The organism is Coriobacteriia bacterium, assembly GCA_034370385.1.
Taxonomy (GTDB): Bacteria; Actinomycetota; Coriobacteriia; order Anaerosomatales; family PHET01; genus JAXMKZ01.
In genome coordinates this window covers 72,680-83,743 of sequence record JAXMKZ010000041.1, presented here as the reverse complement: position 1 = coordinate 83,743, position 11,064 = coordinate 72,680, and the positions used below count along the sequence as shown (strand labels likewise).

General features: G+C 65.5%; 11 protein-coding genes. 6 read left to right on the top strand and 5 right to left on the bottom strand.

From position 1 onward, the window contains the following. Window positions 1–299 precede the first annotated feature (299 nt). From U1E26_08615 to U1E26_08595, 5 genes are all read left to right on the top strand, one after another. The gene (locus U1E26_08615) at window positions 300–503 is read left to right on the top strand and encodes a cold-shock protein (protein ID MDZ4169702.1); all 204 of its coding nucleotides are present in this window, start codon (window positions 300–302) and stop codon (window positions 501–503) included. Window positions 504–737: 234 nt separating this feature from the next. Next, a complete protein-coding gene (locus tag U1E26_08610; GenBank protein MDZ4169701.1) occupies window positions 738–1,109 on the top strand; it encodes a DUF2089 domain-containing protein in 372 nt (123 codons plus the stop codon). A 2-nt stretch (window positions 1,110–1,111) separates the two neighbouring features. After that, window positions 1,112–1,396 carry a hypothetical protein gene (locus U1E26_08605; protein ID MDZ4169700.1) on the top strand — a complete coding sequence of 95 codons (285 nt, stop codon included), beginning with the start codon at window positions 1,112–1,114 and terminating at the stop codon, window positions 1,394–1,396. Between the two features lie 17 nt (window positions 1,397–1,413). After that, window positions 1,414–1,857: a hypothetical protein gene (locus U1E26_08600; GenBank protein ID MDZ4169699.1), complete on the top strand. Its 444-nt coding sequence runs from the start codon at window positions 1,414–1,416 to the stop codon at window positions 1,855–1,857. A 74-nt stretch (window positions 1,858–1,931) separates the two neighbouring features. Then, the gene (locus U1E26_08595) at window positions 1,932–3,488 is read left to right on the top strand and encodes a fused MFS/spermidine synthase (protein MDZ4169698.1); all 1,557 of its coding nucleotides are present in this window, start codon (window positions 1,932–1,934) and stop codon (window positions 3,486–3,488) included. Between the two features lie 95 nt (window positions 3,489–3,583). Here the strand turns inward: U1E26_08595 and U1E26_08590 are convergent, their stop codons facing one another. The 5 genes from U1E26_08590 to U1E26_08570 all read right to left on the bottom strand — a co-directional run bounded on the left by U1E26_08590 (window position 3,584) and on the right by U1E26_08570 (window position 7,616). Beyond that, window positions 3,584–4,333 (bottom strand): NAD(P)H-binding protein, encoded by a 750-nt coding sequence (locus tag U1E26_08590; protein ID MDZ4169697.1) that lies wholly within the window; start codon window positions 4,331–4,333, stop codon window positions 3,584–3,586. Then, entirely contained in the window at window positions 4,330–4,554 is a 225-nt protein-coding gene (locus U1E26_08585; protein MDZ4169696.1) for a helix-turn-helix transcriptional regulator, read from the bottom strand. The genes U1E26_08590 and U1E26_08585 overlap by 4 nt, the downstream gene beginning before the upstream one ends. A gap of 2 nt (window positions 4,555–4,556) precedes the next feature. Beyond that, complete coding sequence (locus U1E26_08580) at window positions 4,557–5,024, bottom strand: hypothetical protein (protein MDZ4169695.1); 468 nt, start codon at window positions 5,022–5,024, stop codon at window positions 4,557–4,559. Window positions 5,025–5,211: 187 nt separating this feature from the next. After that, the gene (locus U1E26_08575) at window positions 5,212–6,921 is read right to left on the bottom strand and encodes a histidine kinase N-terminal 7TM domain-containing protein (GenBank protein ID MDZ4169694.1); all 1,710 of its coding nucleotides are present in this window, start codon (window positions 6,919–6,921) and stop codon (window positions 5,212–5,214) included. Next, complete coding sequence (locus U1E26_08570) at window positions 6,918–7,616, bottom strand: response regulator transcription factor (GenBank protein ID MDZ4169693.1); 699 nt, start codon at window positions 7,614–7,616, stop codon at window positions 6,918–6,920. Before U1E26_08570 ends, U1E26_08575 begins: the two co-directional genes overlap by 4 nt. Before the next feature lie 145 nt (window positions 7,617–7,761). Between U1E26_08570 and U1E26_08565 the strand changes: the two genes are divergently transcribed. Next, window positions 7,762–11,058 carry an OmpA family protein gene (locus tag U1E26_08565; protein MDZ4169692.1) on the top strand — a complete coding sequence of 1,099 codons (3,297 nt, stop codon included), beginning with the start codon at window positions 7,762–7,764 and terminating at the stop codon, window positions 11,056–11,058. The last annotated feature ends 6 nt before the right edge of the window (window positions 11,059–11,064 follow it).

Here is an 11,064-nt window from a genome sequence, read left to right as displayed (position 1 = left end):
GGCTACGAGATGGTAATCTCGGACGGAAAGGGATACGCACCACCAGCCGGGCATCTGATGCCGTTCTCGACGCGTCAGCAGCTCCTCGCGATGTTCAATCCCTTGAACTGAGAGTAGACCCCCCAAATCCTTACGCGCTCCTCGTCAATAATTGTCTGGCGCTTCCCAAAGAACCCATGTATACTCGCCACGCGGGCCGAAGAAGTCGGTTCGTATGTCTGCGGCGCGACAACCGCTTACAGGCGGAAATCGCGTCGCTTGTTATTTGCCCCGAGGGGCAAGAGATTGGATTGGTTTTCATGGCTGAAGGAACAGTAAAGTGGTTCAACCCGGACAAGGGCTACGGCTTCATCGAGCAGGAGGGTGGCGACGATCTGTTCGCGCACTTCAGCGAGATCCAGGGCGATGGCTTCAAGACCCTCGATGAGGGCCAGGCTGTCACGTTCGAGGTCGGCACCGGCAAGAACGGCAAGGCTCAGGCGCAGAACATCCGCAAGGTCTAAACACCTGCGATAGCTTGTGCACCGCGAGGCGGTCCTTCGGGACCGCCTCGTTTGCGTTCTGGGGACGGATTCGGCGGCTTAGGCTTATAGGACGTGTTGGTGATTCCGATGCGCGCGCCGCATGGCCCTCAAGCGATATTCCTGGCCGCGTATTGATTTTTTAAATTGTCTGATTGACTTTATTGATTGCTGGGTAGAGAATCCCTATCGGAATCAATCCGAGGGAGGTTCTCGATGACACATGGATGGCACGATCTGACGGATCTCGTCGGCGGCAGAGAGTTCGCCGTCACCGAGGTCCGCCTCAAGGACGATGGCATCGCCATCTCAGGCGAGTTCGATATGCCGCCCCTGGCCCGGCTGCGCTACGAAGACCAGATCTTCGTGACCGAGTTCATCCGCAGCCACGGCTCGATCAAGCACATGGAGAAGGCGTTCGGGGTGAGCTACCCCACCATCAAGAACCGACTCAACCGGATTGCCGAACAGCTCGAGCTCGTGCAGGTCGATCGCGTGCCCACCTTCGAGGCATCAGCCGAGATCCTCGACCTGCTCGAGCGCGGCGAGATCACGGCCGAGGACGCTGCCGAGAGGCTCAGGCGATAGCGATGATCCTTCCGCCGTACGTCATCGACGTGAGGGTTCGCGAGCAGGGCAAGCGGGGCTTCCGGATATGGCTGCCCTTCGTCCTGCTGTGGCCGCTGCTCTTCGCCATCGTCGGACTGGCGCTCGTCGTGTCGGCCCTGGTCGACCTCGTGCTTCTCTTGGCCGCGCAGCCCTACCACCACTACACGGCGTTTCTTTTGGGCATCGGACAGCTCGTGGCCGAGACCCGAGGCACCTGTGCCTACATCGTCGCACCCGACGCGCTCGTCGACATCGAGATCTACTAGAGAGGAAGCTGAGAACCATGAGTGAGGACCGCAAGCGCATTCTGGACATGCTCGCCGAAGGCAAGATCACCGCATCAGAGGCCGACCTTCTGATCGACGCGTTGGGTGCGGACGACGAAGCGCCCGCCGCCGTAGCCCCATCGGTTTCGGCCGACTGGCCGACCGGCCCCGCCCCTGAGGGAACGGTCCCCCGCTTCATGTACGTGAAAGTAAGCGGTGGCAAGGATACGGTCGACGTGAAGATCCCCCTCGCCGTACTTCGCACGGGGCTGAAGCTGACGTCACTCATCCCGCCGCAGGCCATGGACCAGATCAACGAGTCCATGGGCGAAGCCGGCATGTCGATCGACTTCAACAACCTGAAGCCTGAGGATATCGACGATCTCATCGAGAGCCTGCGAGAGATGGAGATCAACGTGAATGCGAGCGAGGGCGACAACGTGCGGGTGTTCTGCGCGTAGCGGGGCCCGCGACACGCCCGAGACGGGTACCATGGGCGTGCGCCCACACGCGGCGGCGCACGAGGGAGGAATCCGTGCTCGAGGTCATCGTATTCGCATGCGGAGCGTCCCTGATGGCGCTTGAGTTCATCGCGGCGCGTCTGTTGGCGCCAACACTCGGGAGTTCTGTGTTCGTCTGGGGCGCGGTGATCTCCATCGTCATGGTGGCGCTGTCACTGGGCTACTGGGCGGGCGGGCAGATCGCCGACCGCTTCGGGTCCACGCGCACCCTCGCGCCCGTCATCGCAGGCGCGGGGCTCTTCACCGTCCTCGTGCCGCGCCTCACCGATCTCGTGCTGCCGCTCGTCGCGGGGCTCGGCGCACGAACGGGCTCGCTCGTGGCCTCAGCGATCGTGTTCTTCGCGCCCGCACTGCTCCTGGCCATGGTGTCACCGCTCGGGGTGCGGCTCGCGGCCGGTGACCGGGTCGACCACATCGGGCGCTCCGCCGGGCAGCTCTACGCCATCTCGACGGCAGGCAGCATCGTGGGCACCATCGCTACGGCGTTCTGGCTCATTCCGCTCTTGTCGCTTGACGGGCTCGCCGTCGGAATCGGCTTCGTGTTGTTCGCGGCCGCAGGGTTCGCTCTGCTGCTCCCACGCCGCTACGGCGATGACGTGCCCAGCGGGGCCCCGGCACCCTCGGCTCGGCTCGCCGTGCTGGCCATCGCCACGATCGTCGCAGGCGTCGTTGCGGGCGCGGTCTCGCTCATCGGCCCCGCGGCCGCCGTGCCGGGGACGAAGGCTGGCGAGGAGGTCATCTACCGCAAGGACACGGCGTACCACCGCCTCGTGGTCACCGAGGACAACGCCGAACGCCACCTGAGGTTCGACCGCAGCCACCAGAGCGCGATGTACCTCGACGATCCGTACGAGACGAGCTTTCACTACCCGCAGTACCTACACCTCGCCCTCGCGGCCAAGCCGGACGCCAAGCGCGTGCTCATCGTGGGGCTCGGCGGCGGATCCCTCGTCAAGCGCATGTGGCGCGACTACCCGCAGATGCGTATCGATGTCGCCGAGATCGACCCCATCGTCGTCGACGTCGCCTACAGGTACTTCGAGCTGCCGCGCGACGAGCGCATCACCGTGACCGCGGAGGACGGGCGGCGGTTCCTCGCGGCGACGGACACGCGCTACGACATCATCGTGATGGACGCGTACTACGCCGACGCGCTGCCGTCACACCTGGCCACCGAGGAGTTCTTCCGCGAGGTGGCGGCGCACCTGACCCCCGACGGCGTCGTCGCCTACAACGTGATCGGCGCGGTCGACGGCGAGCGCAGCAAGCTGTTCCGTAGCATGTACCGCACCGTCGGTCTCGTGTGGCCCCACCGATGGGTGTTCCCCATCGGTATCGGGGAGGACTACGCGACGGAGACCAACCGCAACATCATCGTGCTCGCCACGAACGGCTTGGGTGACCGCGATGAGCTGCTCGCACGCATCGCCGACCGCGTGGGTGGAACGGTCACCGTCAACGACTACGATCGGTTCGGCGAGGATCTGTACGAAGGCCGGATCGAGACCGATGACGTGCCGGTGCTCACCGACGCCCACGCACCGACCGACTCGCTCATCGAAGTGAACTGAGCGCGAGGCAGTCCGGGCGGCTACCTGGTCGACTACTTCGTTCCCCATGAGTCGCCCTTGCGTCAGCACCGAACAGCCCGGATACACGCTGACGACTACCCTTCGCCGCCCTGCGCGCCCGCATTCACGATCACCGGCATCTTCGCCTTCCAGCGCTGCCAGGCGACATCATCGGTCGTGAGCTCGCACATGAAGTGCGCGACGTTGGCCATGTTGGTCCCGTCGGGCTTGAAGATGCTGCTCACGAGTTCATCGTGCAGCCGGTACTCGGTGACCTCGCCATCGAGCAGCGTGTCGGGGCGGACGGCCACCCACTCGACTGCGGGGGAGTCTTCGCCGATCTGTCCGACGAGGAAGTCGGCAGCGCGCTGGTTGTCCCGGGCAGGCGGCATCAGTACGCATAGCAGCCCCAAGAAGAGCCGCTCGCCGGATCCGCGGCGCGTGTCCGCATTCGCCGGCTGGTTCACAGAAACGGTGCTCATGAGGATGAGGCGCACCGGCTTAGCGGGGCGCATGGCCGCGATGGCCCGGGCGAGGTTCGTCACGGCGCGCGTGACCAGCGAGTACGGCGGTCCCAGGATGCCGCGCACACTGATGGTATGGCCGAGGCACGAGATCACCGTGTCGCAGCCCTCAAGGTGGCGCTGCAGCTCCTCGCCGGAGAGCGAGAGCAGGTCGGCCTCGACGACGGTGAGCAACGGGTCGCTCGCCACGCCCTGGGGCAGACGCGTGGCCGAGCGCACGATGGCGCGCACGGCGACGCCGCGCTCGAGCAGTTGAGCGAGCACCCGGCCGCCGGTGCGGCCGGTGCCGCCGACGAGCAGGACGGTGGGTTGCGAGGTCATGATTCCTCCCCCGGATACTGAAACACGTCGTCGAGCGGTACTCCGAACACCCGGGCGATCCTGAATGCCACCTCAAGAGAGGGCGAGTAGCGCCCTTGCTCGATGGCGATGATCGTCTGGCGCGTCATACCGACCTTGTCGGCCAACTCCGCCTGCGTCATCTCGCCGTTGGCGAACCGGAGCGCCCGGATGCTGTTGGTCACCTTCGTCGGCTTGACCATAATCAGAAGCCCCTGCGATAGGCGGCCAGCGCGACCAGCGATGAAACGATCGACCCCAACAGGAACGCCGCGTACAGCGCGTTCGCGATCCAGAAGTAGTCGTACTCGAGCATCGTCATGCCGAGCACGATGACCGCCCCCGCCGAGGACACGTAGTACCCGACGCGCGCCCCTCGCCGACTGATGTCGACATCGCGTTCGTCGGTCCGACCGATGTCGTCGAGCTCCGGCTCGCCGCCGCTGATCTCGGCGGATACCGCCGAGGCGATCGCGGTGCCGATTGCGGTACCGATGGCCCCGATGATCGTCAGGATGATGGTGGCCACCACCGCGATCACCAACGGGGCCTGGTACGCGATCTCGGCGGCCGGCACCTCACCCAGCTGGCTGAGCACGACCCAGTAGTACACGGCCGAGACGAGCGTCGTGACCACTACGGCCACCCACGTTGTCTTCTCTTCGAACGTCATGGCTGATGCCCTCCTCGATGTCAGATATGTTTGACATACCCGACTGTAAAGCGATTCAGACACCATGTCAAGTATTCTTGACTTCCTCGGCTGCGCGCAGAGGGCGCAGGCTGTCTTTCGTGACGGCGAGCACCACGGCGATGAGTCCCCCCGATCGCGCAGCGTGTGTCGCGCCGCATCTCAGCGATCAAGCCGCGTGGAGCCGCACCGTGAACGTCGACCCCTCGCCCGGCGTGCTGACAAGCGCCACAGAACCCCCGTGGCTCTCGACGATCACCTTGACGATAGCGAGCCCCAGCCCCGTGCCACCTGTACTTCGCGAACGGGCCCTGTCCACCCGGTAGAAGCGCTCGAAGACCCGCTGCTGATCCTCCGCGGGGATACCGATTCCGTCGTCGGTGACACGAATCTCGACCCACGGCGCGCCGTCCGAACCGGCCGCTCGTTCGGCGCTCAGCACGACGTGGCCCCCGGCACCGGTATAGCGCACCGCGTTCTGAATCAGGTTGCCCACGACCACAGCCAGATCGAACTCGTCGCACGCGACGCGCAAGCCGCCGGGCACGTGTGCCTCGAGGGACAACCCCTTCGCCCTTGCCACGCCCCTGATGTCCTCGATCTTCGCGGCGACGACCTCGCCCACATCTGCGGGCTCGATCGACTCGTCGGCAGGCAACGTCTCGGCCCGCGAGAGCGTCATCAGCTCGCCAGTGAGGTGCACAAGCCGATCGACCTCGGAGCCGAGGCGCTCGACGAACCCGTCCACCGCGCTTGGGTCCTCGCGCATCGCACGAGGAATCGTCCGGGCAAGCAGCGACAGCCCGGTGAGAGGGGTCTGAAGCTCGTGAGCGACATTGGCGACGAAGTCTCGCTGCATGCGCTCGGCGGCGCGCTGGGCGGTGACGTCCCTGAGCATGACGAGTATTGCGATGCGCTCGCCCGAGCGGTCGTGGAGCACTGAAGCCGTGGCCTCGACCCACAGCCCGGGAGCGAACTCAGCGAGCGCTGTCGCTGTGTCCGCAGTGAGCAGCCCCTCGCGGATTCTGAGTATCGTCTCGAGCTGGCGCGGGAAGGCCTCGTCCGAGGTCTTGCCCATGATCACCCCTGAGGCACCGGTCATGCGCATCGCGGCAGGGTTCGCATCGATGATGCGCCGGTCCGCATCGTAGACGACCACTCCTATAGGCAGCTGCTCGATCACCTGGTCCCGCGCGATCGGAACCAGCCGGAACAGGCCCAGGCGCGTCAGCGCGAACAGCATCAGCGCCCCTGACACCGTGAACGAGAACGGCACGGAGTTCACACGCGGAAGCAAGTCGACACCGGCGAACTGGAGGGCGAAGTGCACGATTGGCAGCAGCAACGCGAGCAGGAGCACGGCCGCCTGCGCCCGATGCGGAGGCCGCCGGAGCAGGTGGATCACGAGCAGCCCCACTGCGAACAGCATCAATCCGTATGAGTAGGCAACCTGGAACAGTGCGACGGGCGTGGTCGAGCTGAACTTCATCGCCGGCTCGATACCGCCGAGATACAGTCCATGCCACGGCTCGGTCACCATCACCAGCCAACACCCGATGGGTACGACGGACACCGCGACGAGCGTTCGCGCGGTGAGCCAGGCATCTCTGCCTGTGTAGCTCAGCACCAGAATCAAGATCGCGATGGGCGAGAGAAACAGCCCGACGTTGCGAACCGCGAGCCAAGCCAGCGAGGGTGTGTGGTCGGTCAAGATCCACTGAAGCGCGAGCGTCCCGGACCACATCGCGTGTGCGAGACTGAGGAGCGCAAGGCCGAGCGACCCAGGCGCCGGACGGCGTCGCCACGCCGCCACCCCGACAGCCAGCGAGACAGCCGTGGCAGCGACGAACACCACCGCGTACGCGACATCCGAACTCACGAACCTGCCTCCGAGTCGAGCCGGTAACCCACGCCGCGCACGTTCTGGATCGTGACAGGCGCGCGGACCTGTTCGAGCTTCGCTCTCACGTGCCGTACGTGGACGTCGAGCGTGCGCGAGGCTGACGAGTACCCCTGATGCCACACCCTCCGCGTGATCTCCTCGCGGCGAAACAGGTGTCCCGGCTGTGACACAAGAAGCTCGAGCAGTCCATACTCCTTGGGCTTGAGGAAGACCTCGCCTGCTGTAGTGGCGAGCACGTGCGAATCGGGGTCCAGGCGCATCCCGACAACGCTCACTGCACCCTCTATGCGGCCCGAAGAGGTGTCGGATCTGCGCAGGCGCGCAGCGATGCGCGCCAAGAGCTCGTCAAGGTCGAAGGGCTTGGTGACGAAGTCGTCCGCGCCGCTGTTGAAACCCTCGAGCATGATCTCGCGCTCAGTCCGGGCCGTGACGACGATGATCGGCACGTCGGGCTTGACCCGGGATATCTCGCAGCTGACGGTCATTCCGTCGAGTTCCGGAAGCATGAGGTCGACGAGCACCAGGTCCACCTCTCCGCTCAACGCGGACAGCAGGCCGTTGCGCCCGTCCGATTCGAGCCGAACCTCGTAGCCCGCCTGTCGAAGGTTGTATGCGAGCAGCTCGGCAATAGTCGGATCGTCTTCGATTAGCAGAAGTCGCTTGGCGTCCACGTCGTCACCTCGATGTGAAGCATACGGCCGATCGTCGACACGTTCGCGTGTCGTGCCGAACTTTAACGATTTGGCGGCTGAGTGTTAACGACTTCGTCCCGATTATCTCTGTGTTGTGTTGCATCCGGCGTAGGAGGTACCCCGCATGTTCGGAAGAATCGGCATCGCCCTTAGGACGATGCTCGTCGTCGCCTTGGTGGCCAGCGTTCTGGCGCTGCCGGCGACGGCGAGCGCCTTACCACCCGCAGAGCAGACCATCGATAACGGCATCCTCAGGCTCGCCGTGACGCCGTCCGGCGGACCGAAGGTCTACGTCGATCAGGACGGTCCCGCCGGACCCATGGGGTGGGTTCACCAGTACTACGGTGGAGCTGGCTGGGGTAGCGTCCTGTGGCTTGGGACGACCGCATCCTACACAAGCGGCTACCGCACCGGCACGGCACCAGGCGGGGTGTTCACCGCCGTGTCGAACGACATCGTGACCATCGCTGGCGGCAAACAGATCGTGACCGTCTTCGACGCCGGTACGAGCGGTATCCGAATCACGCAGACCCTCACCCTCATGGACGGCGACCGCTTCTTCACGAAATCCTGGGCGATCGCGAACTCAGGCCCCACCACGCATACCGATGTGCGGCTCTATCACGGTGGCGACACCTATTTCGGCGGAGAGGACAGCGCGTCGAGCTTCTACGACCCTGCGAAGAGCATGGTGTACGTGCGCAACAACAACTATGCGAACTGGGGGCTCATGGGCTTCTACGCGAACCCGGCGACCCCCGCGAACCACTACTTCGGCGGCCACTACAGCATCGGGAACGGCTACGCAACTGCGGGCACCGACCTGCCTGACAGTGCGAATACCGCATACACGGACGCCGGCTACTACCTGCAGTGGAACCGCGCGACGCTATCCCCCGGCGAGACCTGGCTGATCGAGGCATACGAGCTGTGGACGCCGGGTGGCCCGCTCCAGATGCTTGCGCCAGGCCCGCAGAACGCCGCACCGGACTCCACCGTGGCGCTGCCGTTCACGCTGCAGAACCTGAGCACGTCGCCGCAGGACGTTACGGTCAGTGCGAGCGACAGCAGCGGCGGCACCTGGGATGTGGACGTGGTCGGCGCGACCACGTTGACCCTCCCCGCCGGATCCGCCACCACCATCTATGTGGATGTCAACGTTCCCGACATCGCCTCCGGGTACTCGGACATCACGCTGTCTGCCACCGGTCCCGGCGGCAGCTCGAGCGCGACCACCCGGCTGACCGCGCTTGATGTCGGCGTCGACATCTCGCCGACGACGCTTTCGTACTCCGGGCGCCCTGGCGACACATCCTCCCAGACGATACGCGTCACGAACAACGGCAGCCAGCCGCTTTCGTTCGGCGCACCCAGTGCTGGCGCCCCCTTCGGGGTGGCCGCAGGCTCCGCAGGAGCGTTCACCCTGGCCGTTGGTGAGTACCGCGATCTCACGATCGACTTCTCGCCATCTGCCGACGGCGACTTCACCGGAAGCCTCTCGGTTCCGTTGATCTCTCCCGTGCTCGTGACGCTCAGTGCGCCACTGTCAGGCGAGGCCGTCTCCGACGTCACCGCGAGCTATCTGGCCGGCCTGAACGGCTCCATCGAGGGCTCAGCGACGCAGGTCGTTGCGGTTGGAGCAGATTGCACGTCCGTGACCGCGAAGGCGGATTCGGGCTGGAAGTTCAAGCAGTGGGACGACGGTGTGCTGACCGCTGAGCGTCGTGACACCAACGTGACCGCCGACATGGACGTCACCGCCGAGTTCGAGATCTCGAACGTGACCCTGTCGTATCTCGCAGCCCCGAACGGCACGGTCGCAGGATCCACGACCCAGGTCATTCAGACCGGCAACAGCGGGTCTGCGGTCACTGCGGTCCCAGCGCCAGGCTACTGGTTCACCGGCTGGTCCGACGGTGTCTCGACCGCTACGCGTAGCGATCTCGCAGGTGACAGCGACCTCACCGTGACCGCGAGCTTCGCCTACATCCCCGTCGCCCGCACCGATGAGATCGGCACCTATCAGACAACCGTGTGGATCGACGTACTGGGTAACGACGACGTCGGCGTAGGCAACGTCCTCTCGCAATCCCAGGCTGGCAATGGCACCGTCACCCGCGGTATGACAGGCCAACCCAACCTGATCGGGTACACGCCGAATGCGGGCTTCACCGGTGAAGACGGGTTCATGTACATGACGGACAGTGGCGCCATCGCGTGGGTACGCGTGTCGGTGCGCCATGCGCTGTCCGCACCGCGAGATCTAGCCGCATCGCAGGCGAGCGCCACGACTGCGCTCGTAAGCTGGAACGCTCCGGCCCACACCGGCCCCGGTCTGGGCGGATACCAGGTCGCTTGGCGCGTGGCCGGGGTTGGCGACTGGGTGTACGGCCCGAGGCTTAGCACGTCAGCGACCTCGCACTCGGTCGAGGGCCTCGCGACCGGCGTCGCCTACGAGTTCCGCGCCATCTCGCTCGGATCCGATGGCGTCGACGCGGGCTCCTCGCCCGTGAGCCTGACGCTGGGGGGCGCGGGCGATCCTGGCGACGGCGGTAGCGGTGGCGGCGGTGACCCGATTGACGTCATCGTTCCGCCGGTCACCACTGCCGGACCAACCTCCACCTCGATTCCAGTGTCCGGTCTCGAAGACGGCGATGAGACGAGCGTCACCGTGACCACGCCGGGCGCCGGCAGCGCGCGGCTCGAAGGCGCCGCCCTCGTCGTGTCACCCCGGCCCGGGTTCTCAGGGACCATGCTTGTCGAGGTCACCGTCACCCGTGGCGCCGACAGCGTCACCAAGACCGTCAGTGTCACCGTCAACCCCGGTCCGCCCCACGCGATCACCTACACGCCTGCCGGTGCGGCCAGCAGTCTGATCAAGTGGACCGGGTCGACCAATGCGAAAGGCTACCGCGTGTACGTGAACGGGCGCCTCGTCGGCACGACGAGCGCGGCCGTATCACAGCTACGCATCAACACGCTGCTCGGCCCGAACGCCGTCGTGCAGGTGCAGGCTTACGGCAACAACGGCACCGAGTCGGTCCGAGTCCGCGGCACCTATCGTGCGGCGCATGACGTTCGCATCGGCACCATCCGCTTCCAGGGTGACTCCGCGACGCTGACGGCATCAGGAAAGCGCGAACTGCGCAAGCTCGCGGCGCTCGTGAAGGCCCAGGGTTTCAAGACCGTGGTGGTCGACGGCTTCACGGCCGGGGCCGCACCAGGCGGCGCGGCGTTCCGGGCGAGGCTGTCGGCCCAGCGCGCACAGAACGTACGGACCTACCTGCTCGCTGAGTTCCGCAGACTGGGCGTGAAGGTGAATGTGGTCGCCAGCGGCAGAGGCAACTCCTCGCCGATCGGCTCGAACCTGAGCGAGGCGGGTCGCGTGCTTAACCGCCGGGCCGAGATCAGTATCCGCTAGCGGCCC

Coding starts and splice junctions, on each gene's coding strand:
- U1E26_08585 (MDZ4169696.1), bottom strand. CDS start 4,554: ATGGTCAAGCCGACGAAGGTGACCAACAGCATCCGGGCGCTCCGGTTC.
- U1E26_08615 (MDZ4169702.1), top strand. CDS start 300: ATGGCTGAAGGAACAGTAAAGTGGTTCAACCCGGACAAGGGCTACGGC.
- U1E26_08605 (MDZ4169700.1), top strand. CDS start 1,112: ATGATCCTTCCGCCGTACGTCATCGACGTGAGGGTTCGCGAGCAGGGC.
- U1E26_08580 (MDZ4169695.1), bottom strand. CDS start 5,024: ATGACGTTCGAAGAGAAGACAACGTGGGTGGCCGTAGTGGTCACGACG.
- U1E26_08610 (MDZ4169701.1), top strand. CDS start 738: ATGACACATGGATGGCACGATCTGACGGATCTCGTCGGCGGCAGAGAG.
- U1E26_08565 (MDZ4169692.1), top strand. CDS start 7,762: ATGTTCGGAAGAATCGGCATCGCCCTTAGGACGATGCTCGTCGTCGCC.
- U1E26_08600 (MDZ4169699.1), top strand. CDS start 1,414: ATGAGTGAGGACCGCAAGCGCATTCTGGACATGCTCGCCGAAGGCAAG.
- U1E26_08590 (MDZ4169697.1), bottom strand. CDS start 4,333: ATGACCTCGCAACCCACCGTCCTGCTCGTCGGCGGCACCGGCCGCACC.